We start from the raw sequence: 18,009 nt of genomic DNA on the forward strand, positions 1-18,009 counted from the left end.
GAACTTCCCCTGCAACGGCTCCACCGCCGCCACCAGCTGCTGGATCAACGTGCCCAGCTCATCCGACGATCCCGAGGTCTGCTGGCTGAGACTGCTCAGCGTCGATGCCCCCATGTCAAACTTCATCGCACAGTTCCCTTCCCTCGTTCTCGTACTCGACCCGCGCCCGCCGTTCACAGGCGCCTGCGGCTGAAGCGCGTGATTAACGCGCTGTGGGCCATGACATCAGATGCGTCCTGAAGTTTCCTGGATCACGAACTTCATGACAAGAATGTGACAGAAGTCTGGTCTCCGGAGATCATGCGCAGGAAGTTAGGGTAGTCTCGCGCCGCCCGGCATCACTGGGGAGGGTGACGGGGAAGACGGGGACAGGAACGGAAGGAGCGCCCGTGATCGACTACGACCAGCAGATCCTCGAGTCCGTGGCCGTGCGCCGGGACCGGCTCCTCAAAGCGCTGCTGTTCGGCGGCGAACGCACCCGCCGTCGCTACGACGACGGCATGAAGCTCCTCCTGATCAGCGCCATCATCGCCACGCTCATCTGCGCCGGCTGTGTGGGCTATTCCTTCATCATCGATCTCTTCGCCCAGCGGCAGGCACAGCGCATCGGGGTGGCGATACTGTGAGCACCGGCTACACCCGCGTCACCGTGGCCACCGCGCACCGGAACATCGAGATGCTGCTCCCCTCCCAGCGTGAGATCGACACCCTCATGCCGGAGATCCTGCACGTCGCCGCCGACGGCGCCACGGGCGAGAGCCCCCAGGCCCTGACGCTCACCCCGGCCGGAGGCAGCAGCCTGCTGGGCCACCAGACCCTGCAGGACGTCGGCATCGGCGACGGATCCGTGCTCAGGCTGGACCGCCGCGACGAGGCCGTCCCCACCCCGCTGGTCTACGACCTCGCCGAGGAGACCGAGCAGCTTTCCCCCCGCGTCACCGACTCCTGGACGATCCACCCCCACCGGCTGGTCAGCGCGGCCGTGTTCACCGTGCTGATGCTCGCCGGGCTGCAGACCCTCACAGACGCCGTCGAACCCGCCGCGCCCGGCGGTTGGGCGCTCACGCTGAGCGCCGGGGCCCTGGTGGCGCTGGCATCAGTGCCTCGCCGCCTCCTGGCGTGGGACGCCGAGTTCCTCACCCTCAGCGCCGCGGCGCTGGCCCTCGCCCACCACTGGGGCCTGCCGGAGATCCCCCACGCCGAATGGACGGTCCCGGCCTGGCTCGCCGCGGCGCTGCTGAGCTGGCAGATATGTCTGCACGGCTGGCTCGCCGCCGGCATCACCACGGGCACCACAGCAGCACTGGCCGGGCTCTGGTGGGGCGGCGGCGAGTTGCTCGAGGACACCGGACGAGTGGCCGCCGTGGCCGGGATCGGCACCGTGGTGCTCCTGGGATTCGCCCCGCGCCTGGCCCTCATGCTCTCCGGGATGAACCGGCTCGACGACGCCATCGGCGAGGGTGCCCGCCCCCACCTCGGCCAGGCCGAGGCAGCCTTCCACAACGCCCACCGAGGGCTGGCCGCCGCCGTGGTCCTGTGCGGGGTCTCCGCCGCCGTCGCCGCCCACGGGCTGCTCTCCGGAGGACTCACCGCCTGGACACTGCCGCTGGCCGCCGTGCTGACCCTGCTCACCGCACTGCGCTCCCGCAGCATGCCGCTGGCCGTGGAACGTGCCGCCCTGCTGACCTCCGCCGCGGTGAGCACGCTGCTGATCCTCCACAGCATCGCCGATCACGCCCCCACCTGGCTGCTGATCAGCGCCGCTGTGCTGCTCGCCCTCACGCCGCTCGTCCTGCGGCTCACCGGGCTCCCCGACCACGTGGCCGCACGGCTGAGACTGACCGCCCGCCGATTCGAAGTCCTCGCCACGATCTCCCTGATCCCGCTGCTGCTAGGGCTCTTCGGCCTCTACGCCCAGCTGACCAGCACCTTCCAGGACTGACCATGAGCACCATGCCCACGCCTCCCCCGGACGGCTTCCCGCAGAGCCCACCGCAGGGCTTCCCCGGCGCCACCCCGCAGGTTCCGGCGCGCACGCGGCCTGCCCACTCCCCCGAGCCCCCCGCCCGCCAACCCACTGCCCGCCAACCCCCGACCCGCCAACCATGGACCCGTCCGGAGGAGGAACTCTCCGCAGCCCAGGACCCACACGGCTCCGCGGATGCACGGGCGCGGCGCCACGGTGATCCAGCCCTGGTGCGCGCCTGGCGGACCGCCGCGCGCGCCCTGGTCAGCGACTCCTTCCCCGACGACTACGCGCAGGCCGTGGCCGCCTGTCAGCAACCGGTGACCACCGGACGGCGCATCGGCGTGATCAGCCCCGTGGGCGGCGCGGGGCGCTCCAGCCTGGTCTCCGCCATGGGTCTGCTGTTCAGCGCCGTCCGGTTCGACCACATCGCCGCAGCCGACCTCGCCGGCCGGCCCAGCGGTCTGCCCGCCCGGCTGCCCTCCGTCGCCGAGCCCGCCACCGGGATCAAGCACCTGGCCACACGCGATCCCGGCCAGACCGAGGACGCGCTCGGCGCCCTCGCCGACGGCTCCGCCCGCGTCGGCGGGAACCTCCACCGGGGAACGCTGCTGCCCCACGAAACCCACCTGGCCCCTCAGGACCTCCCGCGGCTGCATCAGCTGTTCAGCCGCAGCTGCGCGGTGAGCCTGCTGGAGCTGCCCCCGCTGTCCTCCGAGCTGGCCGGCCCTGCGATGCGGGACCTCCACGCCGTCGTCCTGGCGGTGCCGGCCCAGTCCGGCGCGGCCGACGGCGCCCAGCCGGTGCTCGAGGCGCTGCGTGAGGCCGCCCCCGTCGCCCCCGTGGTCCCGGCTCTGGTCAACACCACCCGTGCCGGGGCCCGAGACCGGCGGCTCGTCGGCTCCGCCCTGCGCAGCCGGCTGCGCGCCGCCGGCCACCCCACCGAGGTGCACCGGATCGACGCCGACCGTCACCTGGCCGCCGGCGGCCCGCTCACCCTCTCCCGCATCGGAGAACGCCGCCGCCTGCAGCTGGCCCGGCTCACCGCCGCCGCGCTCGACGCCGCCCAGGGGGCCACCCCATGAGCCTCGCCACAGCATCCCGCGGGGTCACCGACGGCGTGCGCCTGATCCACCGCCCGGCGCGCACCACCTCACCGGTCCGCCAGGGGGAGACGTTCTTCGTGCAGCGGCCCCCACAGGTGGACGAGGACGGCCAGGGCGGCATGGGATTCCTGGGGCTGATCCCGCTGCTCGGGGCCGCAGGATCCATGACGGTGATGATGCTGTTCCGCGGCTCGCCCTTCGCCGCGGTCGGTGCGCTGATGATGATCATGACCGTCACCGGGGCGATCGTGATGATCTTCTCCCAACGCGGCAAGGCGGGCAGACGCCGTCGCACACTGCGAGACACCTACCTGGAGTACCTCGAGGACCGGCGTCACGATTTCCTCTCCGAGGAGCGGGAGCACCGGCGGCGGGCCCAGGCCTGTGACCCCGTGCCCGGCGCGCTGTTCGAGGTGATCGCGAATCCGCACCGGCTCTGGGAGCGACGCCGGCACCACGAGGACTTTCTGCGGGTCCGGCTGGGCACCGGCACCATACCTGCTCGCGACATGATGCTCGAAGGCGAGGCTCAGCTGGCCCAGCGCCCCGACCCGCATATGGAGCAGGAGATGCAGGCGCTGGTCCGGCGCTTCAGCACCGCTCCGGACATGCCGCTGACAGTCTCCCTGGCGCGGCACCACACCGTGTCGATCGTCGGGGACGAGGAGTTCGGCCACCAGGTGGCCCGGGCCCTGGTGCTCTCCGCGGCCGCACTGCACAGCCCCGAGGACCTCCACCTCGCCGCCGCTGTGCCCGCCCGCCACCGGAACGCCTGGCGCTGGTTCTCGCTGCTTCCCCACGCCCTGGACCAGTCCCGGCCCACCGCGCACGGACCGCTGTGCCGGATCGCGCCCTCCGTCGCCGCGCTGCGAGACCTGCTGGACGACGCCGTCCGCGACCGGTACCGCCGCTACGCCGAGGTGCGGAAGAACTTTCTGGTGGACAGCCCGCCGCTGGCTCAGCCCCGACTGGTGCTGCTGGACCTCGACCACGACGGCGAAGTGGACAACATCGCCCTGCCCGATGCGTCCCTCACCTCCCATGACCTCTCCATCACGGCGGTGCACCTGGTGGCCCGTCAGCAGGACGAGCCCGATGAGGTCTCCCTACGCATCGTCCAGACCCCTGAGGGCCTGCGGATCGAGGACATGTCCCAGGACCCGCTGCGGCCTCGGACCACCGAGGGCCAGCCGGCCCCTGTCCAGCCCGCCACCGCTGAGGGACTGGCGCGGATGCTGGCCCCGCTGCGCCTGTCCCCGGACTCCATGGAGCACGACGACCAGGTCGACTCTCAGCGCTTCACCGCCCACCTGGGCATCCACGACTTCGCCGAGGACGACATCGACCGGCTCTGGAGGCCCCGCCAGAACCCCGACTTCCTCAAGGTTCCCATCGGCACCGACGACCGCGGCCGTCCCGTGCACCTGGACATCAAGGAGTCCGCCCAACACGGCATGGGGCCCCACGGCCTCTGCGTCGGCGCCACCGGCTCCGGCAAGTCCGAGGTCCTGCGCACCCTGGTCCTCGGCCTGGCCACCACCCACCCGCCCGAGATGCTGAACATGGTGCTGGTGGACTACAAGGGCGGTGCCACCTTCGCCCCCTTCGACGGCATCCCTCACGTCTCCGGGATCATCACCAACCTCTCCGACGACGCCAGCCTGGTGGACCGCATCTACGCCAGCCTCGAAGGCGAGGTCCAGCGTCGCCAGCAGGTCCTCAAGGATGCCGGGAACATCGCCAACATCACCGACTACCAGCTCCACCGCGCAGAGCGCGCCGCCCACGGCGAGGCCCTGCCCCCGCTGCCCCACCTCTTCGTGGTCATCGACAAGTTCGGCGAGCTGCTCACCGCCCAGCCCGACTTCATCGATCTGTTCATGTCCATCGGCCGCATCGGCCGGTCCATCGGCGTCCATCTGCTGCTGAGCAGCCAACGCATCGAATCCGGCAAGCTGCGCGGCCTGGACACCCACCTGTCCTACCGGCTGGGCCTGCGCACCCTCTCCGAAGGCGAATCCCGCACCGTGCTGGAGACCCCCGACGCCTTCCACCTGCCCCCGCTGCCCGGCTATGGGTACCTCAAAGTCGACACCACCACCTACACCCGCTTCCGCGCCGGCTACGTCTCCGGGCCCCTGACCACTGAGATCACCCCGGAGGAGCCCACCGACGACGACGAACCCGCCCCCGTGCTGCCGGCCCCCTTCTACGCCCACGACGCGCTGCAGGGTCTGGAGAAGGGCTCGGAGTCCGAGGAGGACGACGGAGCCTCCACAGCGACGTCCCGCACCACCGGACCCACGGTCCTCTCCACGATGGTGGAGCTGATGAGCCGCCGTCCGCGCGTCACCGAGCCGATCTGGCTGCCCCCGCTGCCCGATGTGCTCAGCCTCGACCAGGCGGTGGCAGGCCCCCAGGATGACACGGATGCGCCTGACCGGGACCCCGCATCCGGGCCGCTCTACGGACGCAGCCGACAGCTGAACGTACCCCTCGGTCGTCTCGACGACCCCGCCCAGCAGTGGCAGGGCCTCTGGGAACTCGACCTGACGCGCTCCGGCGGGAATCTGATCCTGCTGGGAGGCCCCGCCACCGGCAAGACCACGGCGCTGCGCACTCTGGCGCTGTCCCTGGCCGCCACCCACACCGTGACCGAGGCGGCGCTGTACGGCATCGACCTGCGCGGCTCCGCCCTGCTCTCCCTGGCGGACCTGCCGCACAGCGCCGGCATGGCGGTGCGCACCTCCCGGGAGACGATCCGCCGGACCGTCGAGGAGGTCCACGACCTGCTCGACGAACGGGAGCGGCTCTTCGAACACGAGGGCATCGACTCGCTGGCCACCATGCGCCGCCGCCACGCCGCCGGGAAGCTGCCCGGCCTCGACGTCGCCGACGTGTTCCTGCTCGTCGACGGTTGGCGCGGCCTGGCCGATGAGTTCGAGGAGATCCAGGAGATGGTCCACGGCATCCTCTCCCGGGGCGGGGGCTACGGGGTCCACGTGGTGGCCACCGGCACCCGGTGGAACGAGGTGCGCATCGCCCAGCAGGGATTCTTCGGGACCCGCCTGGAGCTGCGGCTCTCCGAACCGGCGGAGTCCTCCCATGGGCGCAAGACGGCCGAGAAGGTCCCGGAAGACCGCCCGGGGCGGGGACTGAACCACGACCAGCTGCTGGGCCAGATCGCCCTGCCGCGGCTGGACGGCAGGGAAGACGCCGCCACGCTCAACGCCGGAGTCCGGGACGCCGTCGAACGGCTCACCGAGGTCTCGCCCGAGCGCACCCCGCGGCGGGTGCGCCTGCTCCCCTCGCTGCTGCGGCGGGAGGACGTGCCGGCCCCCGCCCACCAAGGGGTGGTGCCGTTCGGCCTGCTCGAGCGCGATCTCAGCGCCAAGATGCTGGACCTCACCGGCCAGGATCGCCACCTGCTGGTCCTCGGCGACGAACAGGCCGGCAAGACCTCCGCCCTGCGGCACATCATGCTGACTCTCGTCGAGCAGCACACCGAGGACGAGATCGTCTTCGCCGTCTACGACCCGCGCAAGGGACTGCAGGGGGTGATCCCGGACAGTCACCTGGGCGGGTATGCCCCCTCGGCCCCGCTGGCCCAGGGGCTGACGTCCTCCGTGGTGCAGGAGCTGCGCACCCGAGTGCCCCAGGACCCGCTGGCCTCCGCCCCGGAGACCTTCCAGGGCCCCCGGATCGTGCTGATCGTCGACGACTATGACGTGCTCACCGCCGGCGGAAGCTCCCCGCTGCGGGAGTTTGCCGAGTTCCTGCCCATGGGTGCGGAGATCGGACTGCACGCCTTCGTGTCCCGCAAAGTCCGCGGCGCCTCCCGGGGACTGTTCGAGCCCTTCACCGGCGCCATGCGCGAGGCCGGCGGGGCCACGTTCATCATGGACGGGGACCGGTCCGAGGGGACGCTGGTCAACGGCGTCAGACCGCGCCATCAGCCTCCGGGCCGCGGCCTGTTCATCCACGGAGGGGGCTCCCCCAGCACTGTGCACACCATCCTCAGAGAGGGTCCCGATGACTCAGCAGCCTGACACCGAGAACACCGCCCAGCCGCAGATCACCGCCGAGGTCACCTCACCGCGGGAGGTCGTCATCAACGGGCAGCCCCATCGGGTGCGCGACGGTGAGAGCCCGTACCTCCAGGTCTACGCTCAAGCCCAGGACACCGCCCAGCAGGCCGGCGCCCCCGCCCTGGTCCATGGGGTGGACCACGTGCGCCAGGAGCAGAGCTGGTTCACCATCTCCCCTGAGGGGCACGTCACCGCACTCTCGCGTCCGGCCGATCCTCCTCAGCAGTCGGTGCCCACCGGGCCTGCCGAGGGCGGGTCGACATCGGAGGGCCCAGGAGCGGCGGAACCCGCTGTCGCACCTGCGGAGCCCGCCCCCGCGCCCGTGGACCCAGCACCCGCCGCTGCGTCTGTCGGGAACACCCCGGCTCCTGCCGCGCCTGACCCGGCGCCCACTCCGGAGGACGAGGATCGGATCGGCAGGGCCGAGCGACGCCGTCTCGCCGAGGCCGCCGGGCAGAAGGCCTTCGTCGCCGCCCCGAAGGTGAAGCCGAAGGGCGGCTTCCGCCGCTTCCTCTACGACGTCACCGGGGGCGCCATCAATGTGGGACCCACGGAGAAGGAGCGCAAACACGAGGAGCTTGCCCAGAAGATCGCCCGACCCCTGGAAGGCAGCCACAACACGGCGATCCTCTCCCTGAAGGGCGGCATCGGCAAGACCTCCACCACGGTGGGCGTGGGCATGACCCTCGCGCGGCACCGCGGGGATCTGCCCTGCGCCATCGACGCCAACCCTGACTCCGGAGACCTGGCGGAACGAGCCCTGGGCGAACGGGCCTTCCAGGCGAACCGGCCCCCGACCATCACCGACCTGCTCCGCGACCTCGACGACGTCGACTCGCTCACCTCCCTGCAGACCTACCTGCACCAGGCCGGCCGGCTGCACGTGCTCGCCGGTGAGCAGGAGCCGGAGGTCTCGGACAGCCTCACCGCCGACGAATGGCTGCGCATCCACCGGGAGTTCGCGAAGTACTACCCCGTGCTGCTCACCGACTGCGGCACCGGCGTCACCCACAACGCCATGAAGGGGATCCTGCAGACTGCCGACAACCTGGTCATCGCCGCGGGCTTCGCCGTCTCCGGCGCCCAGCGGGCCCTGCAGACGCTCACCTGGCTGGCCGACCACGGCTACGAGAGCCTCGCCCAGGAGTCGGTGGTGGTCATCACCGACAAGGAGCGTGTCTCGGAACGCGTGGACAAGGCCGCCATTCGGGAGAGTCTGCGTGGCATGTGCCGGAAGCTGGTGGTGGTGCCGTTCGACCGTGCCGTCGTCGACGGGGACCGGATCGATCTGGACATGCTCCAGGAGGAGACCCGTCAGGCTTATATGCAGATCGCCGCAGCGATCGTGTCCACGTATCGGTGAGCGGTCCGGCCGATCCTGCCCGCTGGCCGTCGGAGTGGCTCAGCGGATGGGGTTGAGCTCCGCGGCCTGTGCCGCCGCACCCTGCTGCCCGAGGGACTCCAGCCAGTTGCCCAACATTCGGTAGCCGCCTTCGGTGAGCACCGACTCCGGGTGGTACTGCATGCCCCACAGGGGCGCCGTCCGGTGGGCCAAGCCCATGATGACGCCGTCGGCGGTGGTGGCGGTGACCTCCAGGACCTCCGGCACAGAGTCCGGGGCGACCACCAGGGAGTGATACCGGGTGGCGACGAAGGTCTCCGGCAGCCCGGCGAAGGAGGCGTGACCGGTGTGGGTCACCTCGCTGGTCTTGCCGTGCATGAGCTGCTCGGCGTGGACGACCGTACCGCCGAAGGCTTCACCGAGCCCCTGGTGGCCCAGGCAGACGCCGAGCATGGGCGTCGACGATTCCGCGCACCAGCGGGTGAGCGCGATGGAGACGCCGGCCTCGTGCGGGGCGCCCGGTCCGGGGGAGATCAGCACGCCGTCGTACTCACCGGCGAGGGAGATCGCCTCGGCCTCGGTGAGGTCGTCGTTGCGGATCACGGTGGTCTCCGCTTCGAGCTCGCGCAGATAGCCCACCAGCGTGTAGACGAAGCTGTCGTAGTTGTCGACCACCAGGATCCTCGCGCGGAAGGGCGTCGCGGCGTCGCAGTTCTCAGTCATCACGGTCCATGCTAGCCGCCCTGGATGGTCGAGTCGTTGAGCGGGTTGAACTGGTCGACCCAGGGGAAGACCACCTCCATCAGCAGCAGCAGGACAGCAGCCAGCAGCACCAGGGTGAGGATGATCTGCATCCACAGCGGGCCGGGCAGGTGCCGGAAGATCCATGCGTACATGTCAGCGTGCCTCCTGTGAGGTGAGGTCCCCGAAGGGACCGTCGGCCTGCATCCGGCGCTCCACAGCCTCGGCGATGGCGGCCGGGGGCTCGTCCGAGAGCGGGGCGTAGCCGACCAGCTCGGCGTGAGTGATCATCCGTTCCAGCGTGGTGTAGGGCGGGTGGCACGTGGTCAGGGTGAGGATCGAGGAGTCTCCGGCCTCTTCTCCGAGCTCCCCCGGCACCGGCGCCAGCACGTCGTGCTGGTTCGGCTGGACGATGTAGGTCTCGGTGACCGAGTAGGTGTACCAGCCGTCCGGGGACTGGACGTAGATCAGGTCACCAGTGGCGAACTTGTCCTGGTTCCAGAGAATGTTGCCGTAGGTCTGCCGGTGGCCCGCCACCGCGAAGTTCCCTGCCTCCCCGGGAAGCTGGGTGGAGGTGTAGTGACCGAGCCCCGCCCGGTTCAGGGACTCGGGACCCACTCCCGGCACCACCGGGGCGGCCCAGTCCTGGCCCAGCCGCGGCGCATAGACGATGGCCATCACCTGGCCCTGATCTGCGAACTCCGCCATGTGGTCGGGGCTGGGGACCACCAGGTCATCCAATGCGACACCATTGCGGTCCGACCCGTTGCCGTTCCCGTCGCCGTTCCCGTCGCCGTCGCTGTTGCCGTCGCTGTTGCCGTTCCCGTCGCCGGACTGGTCTCCATCACCCTCGCCGTCCCCAGAGACGCCGTCGGCGCCGTCCTCGAGAGCTTCGATGTTGGCGAAGAGCTCCTGTGTGGCCTCATCACGCTCACGGTCGGCCTCGAGGCCGGTCCACCAGAGCTCCCAGACAAGGAAGAGGAGGCCCAGCACACCGAGGGTGATGAGCACCTCACCGAGGCCTCCGAGGAGCCGCGAACCCAGGGATCTGCGCACCGGCGCACCTGTTCTCCGGCGGCGCGCATGACGCGGCCGCACGGCCCGAGATCGCTCAGCTGGCATGGGTGCCTGTTCTTTCGTCGTGGGCAGAACGTGGTCGGCCCGCCGTGTCGTCGTCGGACCCGATAGAATGATGGGCAGACCACATGTGCCCCCACGAAGTGGGGGACAGTGTCAGGATACCGAAGTCAACCAGGGTGTCGCGGCCTACCGGCCCGGATCGCACCCCGGAAGGATCAGCTCACCGTGCCAGAGTCGAAGAACCGCAAGAAGAACGGCAAGCAGGGCCGGAAGAACCGCGGAAGGCTCACCGCTGAGGACGCCGCTGCCTCGAAGTCACCGCTGGATGACTCGGACCCCTTGGCCCAGGGTCTGGACGACCTCGAGGAGGAGGGCCTGCCCCTGTGGTACCGGGTGACCATGATCGGCCTGATGATCCTGGGGTTGCTGTGGCTCATCGTCTGGTACATCAGCCAGGGCCTGGTGCCGATCGCCGCCGCCGGCGGGTGGAATGTGATCATCGGATTCGGCATCGCCATGGTCGGGTTCCTGATGACGATGCGCTGGCGCTGACGCCGCACAGACTGACCACACACCGAGGGGCCCTCCGATCACAGGATCGGAGGGCCCCTCGGTGTGTGTGCGACCGGTCAGTGACTGGTTCAGGTGGCCGGCTTCGGCTGCGGGACGCCCCCATCCTGGGAGCTGGCCTTCGCGCCGTCCTTCGCGCCGTCCTTGGCACTGTCCTTCGCGCTGTCCTTCGCGCTGTCCTTCGTCGCGCTGGAAGCCGGCTGGGCCGGCTTCTCCCCGGAATCTGCGGCCGGGCTCTGCGCCGGCTTCGCCGAAGGAGCCGCGCTCTGAGCCGAGTCAGCCGGCTTGGCCGAGGAGGCCGAGCCGCTGGAGATCGGCTCCGGCTTCCTCCAGGGGTCCTCCACCGGCTGGGAGGCGCGCCAGGCCGCCACCCCGGCGGTGACGCCCGCGGCGACCAGGCCGAAGATCAGCAGACCCTTGCGGCGGCTCTTGGTCCTCTGCTGCTTCTTCAGCGCCTTGGCGGTCTGCTTGGCGTACTGCTCGGAGGTCTTACGCAGCTTCTTGACGACTTTCTTGTCACCGGTCGCCTTCACCAGGGCCTGCTCGACACGCGGGTCGATCTCGGCCTTGTGGATGAGCTTGGCCGTCCGGTCCGCGTAGCCACCGAGCTTGGCGGAGGCGGCCGGCACATAGTCCTGGGCCAGCTGGCGCCTCGCATCGGAATACTTGTCGTAGATCTTGTCCACCTCGGCCTTGGCCTGCGGCGGCAGCTTGTCGTACTGGGACTCCAGCCCCGTGGAGGCCTTGGAAGCCAGCCCCTTGGCCCTGTCCGCAGCCACAGCGGCGTTCGCCTCGACCGTCCGCAGAGCGCGCGTCGAGGCGTCCTGAACCTTCGGAGCGTTCTTGCGATAGGTGGTCTCGGCCCAGTCAGCGGCGACCCCGAGCTTCGGGGCAGTCCAGTCACGGGCCGTCTCGACGCCGGCGAGCACCTTGCGCTCCCAGGTGTGGCTCGGCTTCTTCTTCTTCTTACCGAACATGCATGTCCTCCGAATCAGGATCGGTGTGCTGCCCTCAGCTTACGACCTTCAGCCCCTCTCCTGCTATGAGATGCGTCGATGCGTCGCGGAAGGTTGACCTGCGGGGCTGCTCGGGACCGTCTCGGAGCGTCTCCATCGGGCGGCCGGTCAGGATCTGGTGAGAGAATGTCGGCCATGAGCACTATCGCAACGCACAAGGCAACCATCCAGACCAGCGTCGGCGACATCCGCGTCGACCTCTACGGCCACCACGCGCCCAAGACCGTGGAGAACTTCGTCGGTCTGGCCACCGGCGAGATCACCTGGAAGCACCCGGAGACCGGTGAGGAGAAGGCCGGCACCCCGCTGTACGACGGTACCGTCTTCCACCGGATCATCGCCGACTTCATGATCCAGGGCGGAGACCCGCTCGGCCTCGGCGTGGGCGGCCCCGGCTACCAGTTCGAGGACGAGATCCACCCGGAGCTGGACTTCACCACCCCCTACAAGCTGGCCATGGCCAACGCCGGGCCGGGCACCAACGGCTCGCAGTTCTTCATCACCTCGGTGCCCACCACCTGGCTGCAGGGCAAGCACACCATCTTTGGCGAGGTCGCGGACGAAGACTCCCAGAAGGTCGTGGACGAGCTGAACAAGGTCGCCACCGACATGCGTGACCGTCCCCGGGAGGACGTCGTCGTCGAGACGATCACGATCGAGAAGGTCTGACGACCTCTCGTGACCGCTGAGCACCCGCACGCCGGGGCGGGTCATCCCGTCCCGGCGTGCTCGCGCCACCCCGACCGTGCGACGCATCTGCGCTGCCAGCGCTGTGAGCGTCCCGCCTGCACGCAGTGCCTGCAGCAGGCCCCGGTCGGATTCCACTGCGTCGACTGTGTCGCCCGGGCCCAGGCCTCTCGCCCCACCCCGCGCACGCGATTCGGCGCCGTCGCGCGTCCCGGCCGCGCGCCCCTGGTGACCTATGGGGTGATCGGCGTCTGCGCGGTGATGTATGTGCTGCAGTGGCTGACCGGCAGCGCGCTGACCGAGCTGTTCTGGTACGCCCCGCTGCACACCTCCAGCTGGGAGTTCGAACCCTGGCGGATGCTGACGTCGGCCGTGCTGCACTCTCCCGCCAGTGCGATGCACATCTTCTTCAACATGGTCGCCCTATGGATCTTCGGCCGGGTGATCGAACCTGCCCTCGGCCCGTGGCGGTATGGGCTGCTCCTGCTGCTCTCCGCCTTCGGCGGCTCCGTGGCGGTGCTCTTCCTGACCCCGGCCACCACTCCCACAGTGGGCGCCTCCGGGGCCGTCTTCGGCCTCTTCGGGGCCATGTTCATCCTGCTGCGCTCCTCCGGTTCGCAGACCGGCGGACTGCTGGTGCTCATCGGCATCAACGCCTTCATCAGCTTCGCCGTGCCCAACATCTCCTGGCAGGGGCACCTCGGGGGGCTGCTCACCGGGACGATCTGCGCGCTGGTGATCGCCCGAGTGCCCCGTGGGCCGCGCCGCACCCTGTGGCAGGTGATCGGCCTGGTCGCCGTCGCAGCCGTGCTGGTGGTGCTCACCGGAGTCGGGATCCCCCTGGTCAGCCCCATCTGAGGGCGGCCGCCGCCGTCGAGGGCGCCAGCTGTGACATCGCTCCTCCGGCCTGCTGTGGGCACCCCGCCCTGACGGAGGAGCATTCCGCCCCTGTGCAGTGTTCTCTCCACATTTCCCCTGAATTCTCCACAAGGGACGGTTCTCCACAGGTGTTATCCACAGTGTGGAGAAGTTACATGACTGTGTTTCCCCAGTTCAGCACGCTATCCACAGGCAGTTGTGGACCAGCGTGTTCTCTGTGGATTACTTGTGCAGTGGTGGGCTTCGGCTGTGGAACCACCTGAGAGGCTGAGGATACAGTGAGCCCATGAGCCGTGACTTCCGCCAGATCGATGTGTTCAGCACCGGCCCGTTCACCGGGAATCCGCTCGCCGTGGTCGCCTCCGCCGAGGACCTGGACGAGGAGATGATGCGGCCGATCTCCGCATGGACCAACCTCTCGGAGTGCACGTTCCTGCTGCCGCCCACCACTGAGGAGGCGGACTACCGGGTGCGCATCTTCAGCCTGGACACCGAACTGCCCTTCGCCGGGCATCCGACGCTGGGCTCTGCCCGCGCCTGGCTGGACATGGGAGGCGCTCCAGATGACGAGACCCTCGTGATCCAGGAGTGTGCTGCCGGGCTGATCAGAGTCCGGCGCGACGGCGACACGCTGGCCTTCGCCGCCCCGCCGAGGCTGCGCACCGGCCCGGTGGATCCACAGCTGCAGGAGGCGATCCGCAGGGTGCTGGGAGTCTCTGAGCAGCAGCTGGTGGACGTCTCCTGGGCCGACAACGGACCGGGGTGGGTCGCGGTGCTGCTGGACAGCGCGGAGACGGTGCTGGGCCTGCGCCCGGAGCTGCACCGGGGCGGACTGGAGGAGCTGATGCTCGGGGTCGTGGGACCCTGGGATGAGACGTCGGACGCCGATGTGGAGGTGCGGGCGTTCTTCTCGGACGGTTCAGCACTGCGGGAGGATCCTGTCACCGGCAGCCTGAACGCCTCCCTCGCCCAATGGCTCACCGAGTCAGGGCGCCGGCATACTCCCTACCTGGCCGCTCAGGGCACCGCCATGGGCCGGCGCGGCCGGGTCCATGTGGACACCGATGCGGACGGCACGCTGTGGATCGGCGGGGAGACGACGGTCGCGGTGCGCGGGTCCCTCGAGATCTGAGCGGTCAGTCCTCGACAGCATCCTGCGGTTCGTCAAGGTCCTGCGGTTCGTCGAGGTCGATGTCGCTGCCGTCCTGGTCGTCGTCGAGGTGTCGGGTGAACTCGCTGTCCTCGGGCATGCCGTCGATGCCTTCGCGTCCGTCGGGGACATCGGCGCGGGTGGAGGTGAAGTCTCGGGGACCCATGGTGAAGCTCTGCCAGTGCAGCTCCATCGGTGACTGGTCCTCGTCCCGGGGGACGTGGTGGTACCCGACGGCCACCCAGGAGACGACGTCCTCCAGGGCGCCGGTCTCGTCATCCGCGATGTAGTCGAGCACAGTGCGTCCACAGCCACCACGGTTCCGGGTGGCGAAGACCTGGCATTCGTCATAGTTGGTGAAGGCGATGTCATAGCCGACGTCGTCGCCGTGCGCATGCTCATCCTCCACGAAGGTGAAGCTGTCTGAGGCCCCGAGGTTGATCTCGTAGGACACCGGGCGGTCGTTGTCGTTGAGCAGCTCGGGCGCCATGACCCTCCACCAGCGTCGGTCGTCGCCGTGGTGGGTGGAGGGTTCCTCGATGCGGTTCAGGGATCCCTCCACGATCGGTGACTGGGGGCCCCTCTCACCGGTGGGCTCGGCGTCGTACTGCTCGACCACCATGTCCTCGTCGTCGCCGAGACCCCAGTGGATCTTCCACACGACGTTGTGGGAGTGGCTGGCCGCATAGTCGGCGTCACCGTCGCCGATCGCCCAGCCGTGGTCCTCATCGGTGTAGTCCACCGGGGAGAGGTCCCCAGTGGCGCCCAGCGCGGGTCGGATGGAGCCGTCTGAGCCGAAGGTGTATTCGCTGATGTACTCGTACCAGCCGACTTTGGAGATCGTGGAGAGTCGCCATTCATCGCCGCGGGCGACCGTCAGCTCGCCCTCTGCGTGCGACCGGTAGGCCAGTCCGGAGTCCTTCGTCTCGGAGCAGAGGACCTCACGTTCGGGGGTGCTGCCGTGCTCACCGTCTCCGATGTTGGGGATCTCGAGTCCGAGGCGTTCGCCGGTGCATTCGGTGTCGGTGAGGGTGTGCATGCTCATGCCGCCGAAGCCGGCCTGGCTGATGTCAGAGGTGAGGCGTTCACCGTCGTCGTACGGGACCTCCATCTGGGCGAGGGACATCTCGTGGATCAGCCGGGTCGGTTCCTTATCGACGGGCGCGAAGTGGATGTCGGAGAGCACCATGCCTCGCTTGGGGTCCACAGAGAAGCACATGGACCAGGTGGATCCTGAGGACATGGTCTGCGCCAGCGGCAGGCCGTCGTCGCAGTCCAGGTGTGCGGTCTCCCCCTGGCTGCCGTCTGCTGGGTGCTCAGTCGCCTCGTCCGTCGTCGGATCGGACTCGGGGTCGGCACAGCCTGTCAGCAGCAGGGCGACGGCGGCGGCGCCGGCGAGCACAGGACGCAGACAGTGGGGGAAGAGGGTACGCATCATGGGTCTCTCATCGAGGGGTTCGACGATTCACAGAGTCTGGGGTGCGGCACCGGCGAGGGTGCACACATGAGCGGATGGCTGCACCACCCGTGAGGGGTGGTACAGCCATCCGCGTCAGGATCTCAGCTGATCACTCAGTCAGCCGAGGAGCGGTGGTTCCGCTTGGCGAAGACCACAGCTGCGGTGCCCAGCAGGAGGGCGAGTGCGGCCAGTGCCGCCAGCATCGCTCCGTCCACACCGGTGCGGGCGAGGTCCGAACCGGGCTTGGCGCCCGGGCCGGTCTTGCCGTTGTCACCGGACGGGTCGGCAGTGCCGGTGCCCTTGCCGGTGTCATCATCCTTGCCGGTGTCAGCGGCAGCGTCGTCGATGACCTGGAAGGCCACCGCCTGCTCCGGGTAGTCCTCAGCGGTGACCGAGAAGGTGTGAGCACCCACTTCGGCCTCCTCCGGGATCTCCCAGGTGAAGGTGACGTTGCCGTCCTCGTCGGCGACTTCGGTGCCGAGCTCGAGGTTCAGGTTCGAGTTCATGAACCCTGCGACCTCGGTGCCCGGCTCGTAGCCGGAGGCGTACCCGATCTGCGTGTCTCCGTGGGTGAGCACCGGGTGCTCGACGGAGATCGTCAGCAGGATCTGGTCAGCCTCGTCATTGACCTTGAAGACGCTCGTGGCACTGACATCCGGGTCATTGTCATCCGTAGCGGTGACGACCTTGATGCAGGGCACGGTGCCCTCCGGAACGGTCCAGTCAACGGTGAAGTTGCCCTCATCGTCGACCTCGACGCCCTCGATCTCACCGATGACGTTGCCGTCCATGTCGGTGATCACGATGGTGACGGTGGTGCCCGGGGTGAAGTCCTCACCGCTGACGGTGATGTCCTCACCGGGGTTGACTGCCTCGGGCTCGACCGTGATGGTCGGGTCCTCAGTGTCAGCATCCGTGTCGACCACTGCCACTGCAGTGCCGTCCCAGATCATCGGGTCCTCTTCGTCAGTGCCGAAGACGAACATCGCACCGGGGGTGACGTTGTCCGCAACCGTCCACTCGATGGTGAAGGTGCCCTCGTCGTCCACCTGGACGCCGTCCACGGAGTCGTAGACGTTGCCGTCCGCGTCCGAGAAGTCGACGACCACAGTGGATCCGGGGACGTAGCCTTCACCGGTGACCGTGAGGTCCTCACCGATCTCCACCACGAGGGGGTCCGCCGTGATGGTCGGGTCGAACACCGGGCCCTCATCATCCGGGTCAGTGACTGTCACTGTGTCCGATGCAGTGACCTCGGGGTCCTCATCATCGGTCGCCGTGACCGTCAGCTCACCAGGCTCAGTACCCTCAGGCACCGTCCAGTCAACGCTGAAGTTACCCTCATCGTCGACCTCAACACCCTCGATAGTGCCGAGCTCCTCGCCATCCTCATCAGTGACCACAACAGTCACCGTCGAGTCCGGCACGAAGCCCTGACCATCCACCGTGATGTCATCGCCAGGAACGACCTCATCCGGAGTGACGATCACACCAGGCTGAACAACGCCATCCTCATCCGTGACGGTGAGGTCCTCCGTGGCCGTGACCTCGGGGTCCTCATCATCCGTCGCAGTGATCGGCAGGATGCCCGGCTCAGTGTCCTCAGGCACCGTCCAGTCGATGCTGAAGCTGCCCTCTTCATCAGTGGGCACCTCCTCGATGGTGGCAACCGGGTTGCCGTCCTGGTCAGTGACCTCAACAGTCACCGTCGAGTCCGGCACGAAGCCCTCACCAGAGACCGTCGTGGTCTCACCCGGAGCAACAGTGTCCGGATCCAGACCGATTGAGGGATCGAATGCCGGGTCCTCATCATCCGGCTCCGTGATGCTCAGAGGCGCAGTGGCCTCCTCACCCGTGGAGTCATCGATACCAGCAACCGTGTAGTCACCCGGCTCGTCATCCTCCGAAGTCGTCAGCTCAACCTC

Annotated in this window: 14 protein-coding genes and 1 pseudogene; 9 read left to right on the forward strand and 6 right to left on the reverse strand. The window is 68.9% G+C overall.

All coding sequences use genetic code 11. The annotated features are described in order from the left end of the window. Nucleotides 1-389 precede the first annotated feature (389 nt). The 5 genes from ACYVKI_RS12980 to ACYVKI_RS13000 are packed head-to-tail and all read left to right on the forward strand — an operon-like array spanning nucleotide 390 to nucleotide 8,523. The gene (locus ACYVKI_RS12980) at nucleotides 390-626 is read left to right on the forward strand and encodes a hypothetical protein (protein WP_460690783.1); all 237 of its coding nucleotides are present in this window, start codon (nucleotides 390-392) and stop codon (nucleotides 624-626) included. Continuing rightward, on the forward strand, nucleotides 623-1,942 hold the full coding sequence (locus ACYVKI_RS12985) for an EsaB/YukD family protein (protein WP_460690784.1): 1,320 nt from the start codon (nucleotides 623-625) through the stop codon (nucleotides 1,940-1,942). The genes ACYVKI_RS12980 and ACYVKI_RS12985 overlap by 4 nt, the downstream gene beginning before the upstream one ends. A gap of 2 nt (nucleotides 1,943-1,944) precedes the next feature. Further along, complete coding sequence (locus tag ACYVKI_RS12990) at nucleotides 1,945-3,051, forward strand: hypothetical protein (RefSeq protein WP_460690785.1); 1,107 nt, start codon at nucleotides 1,945-1,947, stop codon at nucleotides 3,049-3,051. Further along, nucleotides 3,048-7,121, forward strand: coding sequence for a type VII secretion protein EccCa (eccCa, locus tag ACYVKI_RS12995; protein WP_460690786.1), 4,074 nt, complete (start codon nucleotides 3,048-3,050; stop codon nucleotides 7,119-7,121). The genes ACYVKI_RS12990 and eccCa overlap by 4 nt, the downstream gene beginning before the upstream one ends. Continuing rightward, nucleotides 7,105-8,523, forward strand: a complete 1,419-nt coding sequence (locus tag ACYVKI_RS13000) for a MinD/ParA family ATP-binding protein (RefSeq protein ID WP_460690787.1) — start codon at nucleotides 7,105-7,107, stop codon at nucleotides 8,521-8,523. The genes eccCa and ACYVKI_RS13000 overlap by 17 nt, the downstream gene beginning before the upstream one ends. A gap of 39 nt (nucleotides 8,524-8,562) precedes the next feature. Here ACYVKI_RS13000 and ACYVKI_RS13005 read toward each other — a convergent pair whose 3' ends face one another. From ACYVKI_RS13005 to ACYVKI_RS13015, 3 genes are read right to left on the reverse strand one after another with little or no spacing between them, the layout of a single operon-like run. After that, entirely contained in the window at nucleotides 8,563-9,225 is a 663-nt protein-coding gene (locus tag ACYVKI_RS13005; RefSeq protein ID WP_460690788.1) for an anthranilate synthase component II, read from the reverse strand. An 11-nt stretch (nucleotides 9,226-9,236) separates the two neighbouring features. Beyond that, nucleotides 9,237-9,398, reverse strand: coding sequence for a hypothetical protein (locus ACYVKI_RS13010; RefSeq protein WP_460690789.1), 162 nt, complete (start codon nucleotides 9,396-9,398; stop codon nucleotides 9,237-9,239). Between the two features lies 1 nt (nucleotide 9,399). Beyond that, on the reverse strand, nucleotides 9,400-10,299 hold the full coding sequence (locus ACYVKI_RS13015) for a class E sortase (protein WP_460690790.1): 900 nt from the start codon (nucleotides 10,297-10,299) through the stop codon (nucleotides 9,400-9,402). Nucleotides 10,300-10,548: 249 nt separating this feature from the next. On the opposite strand from ACYVKI_RS13015, the gene ACYVKI_RS13020 reads away from it, so the two are divergent. Next, nucleotides 10,549-10,875 (forward strand): cell division protein CrgA, encoded by a 327-nt coding sequence (locus ACYVKI_RS13020; protein WP_460690791.1) that lies wholly within the window; start codon nucleotides 10,549-10,551, stop codon nucleotides 10,873-10,875. A gap of 89 nt (nucleotides 10,876-10,964) precedes the next feature. On the opposite strand, the gene ACYVKI_RS13025 is transcribed toward ACYVKI_RS13020, so the two are convergent. Beyond that, nucleotides 10,965-11,870, reverse strand: coding sequence for a hypothetical protein (locus ACYVKI_RS13025; protein ID WP_460690792.1), 906 nt, complete (start codon nucleotides 11,868-11,870; stop codon nucleotides 10,965-10,967). Between the two features lie 174 nt (nucleotides 11,871-12,044). Between ACYVKI_RS13025 and ACYVKI_RS13030 the strand changes: the two genes are divergently transcribed. The 3 genes from ACYVKI_RS13030 to ACYVKI_RS13040 all read left to right on the forward strand — a co-directional run bounded on the left by ACYVKI_RS13030 (nucleotide 12,045) and on the right by ACYVKI_RS13040 (nucleotide 14,607). Next, nucleotides 12,045-12,578, forward strand: a complete 534-nt coding sequence (locus ACYVKI_RS13030; protein WP_460690793.1) for a peptidylprolyl isomerase — start codon at nucleotides 12,045-12,047, stop codon at nucleotides 12,576-12,578. A 9-nt stretch (nucleotides 12,579-12,587) separates the two neighbouring features. Beyond that, nucleotides 12,588-13,454 carry a rhomboid family intramembrane serine protease gene (locus tag ACYVKI_RS13035; protein ID WP_460690794.1) on the forward strand — a complete coding sequence of 289 codons (867 nt, stop codon included), beginning with the start codon at nucleotides 12,588-12,590 and terminating at the stop codon, nucleotides 13,452-13,454. Nucleotides 13,455-13,761: 307 nt separating this feature from the next. Continuing rightward, the gene (locus ACYVKI_RS13040) at nucleotides 13,762-14,607 is read left to right on the forward strand and encodes a PhzF family phenazine biosynthesis protein (RefSeq protein WP_460690795.1); all 846 of its coding nucleotides are present in this window, start codon (nucleotides 13,762-13,764) and stop codon (nucleotides 14,605-14,607) included. Nucleotides 14,608-14,611: 4 nt separating this feature from the next. Here the strand turns inward: ACYVKI_RS13040 and ACYVKI_RS13045 are convergent, their stop codons facing one another. Both ACYVKI_RS13045 and ACYVKI_RS13050 read right to left on the reverse strand, forming a co-directional pair. After that, a complete protein-coding gene (locus ACYVKI_RS13045; protein WP_460690796.1) occupies nucleotides 14,612-16,063 on the reverse strand; it encodes a copper amine oxidase in 1,452 nt (483 codons plus the stop codon). Nucleotides 16,064-16,197: 134 nt separating this feature from the next. Further along, nucleotides 16,198-18,009, reverse strand: a pseudogene (locus ACYVKI_RS13050) (hypothetical protein); the annotation flags it as partial.

The organism is Nesterenkonia suensis (genome assembly GCF_054782935.1).

What these genes read in the sequence shown, in the direction of transcription:
- ACYVKI_RS12990 (WP_460690785.1), top strand. Translation starts at nt 1,945, where the DNA reads ATGAGCACCATGCCCACGCCTCCCCCGGACGGCTTCCCGCAGAGCCCA.
- eccCa (WP_460690786.1), top strand. Translation starts at nt 3,048, where the DNA reads ATGAGCCTCGCCACAGCATCCCGCGGGGTCACCGACGGCGTGCGCCTG.
- ACYVKI_RS13000 (WP_460690787.1), top strand. Translation starts at nt 7,105, where the DNA reads ATGACTCAGCAGCCTGACACCGAGAACACCGCCCAGCCGCAGATCACC.
- ACYVKI_RS13005 (WP_460690788.1), bottom strand. Translation starts at nt 9,225, where the DNA reads ATGACTGAGAACTGCGACGCCGCGACGCCCTTCCGCGCGAGGATCCTG.
- ACYVKI_RS13010 (WP_460690789.1), bottom strand. Translation starts at nt 9,398, where the DNA reads ATGTACGCATGGATCTTCCGGCACCTGCCCGGCCCGCTGTGGATGCAG.
- ACYVKI_RS13025 (WP_460690792.1), bottom strand. Translation starts at nt 11,870, where the DNA reads ATGTTCGGTAAGAAGAAGAAGAAGCCGAGCCACACCTGGGAGCGCAAG.
- ACYVKI_RS13030 (WP_460690793.1), top strand. Translation starts at nt 12,045, where the DNA reads ATGAGCACTATCGCAACGCACAAGGCAACCATCCAGACCAGCGTCGGC.
- ACYVKI_RS13040 (WP_460690795.1), top strand. Translation starts at nt 13,762, where the DNA reads ATGAGCCGTGACTTCCGCCAGATCGATGTGTTCAGCACCGGCCCGTTC.
- ACYVKI_RS13045 (WP_460690796.1), bottom strand. Translation starts at nt 16,063, where the DNA reads ATGATGCGTACCCTCTTCCCCCACTGTCTGCGTCCTGTGCTCGCCGGC.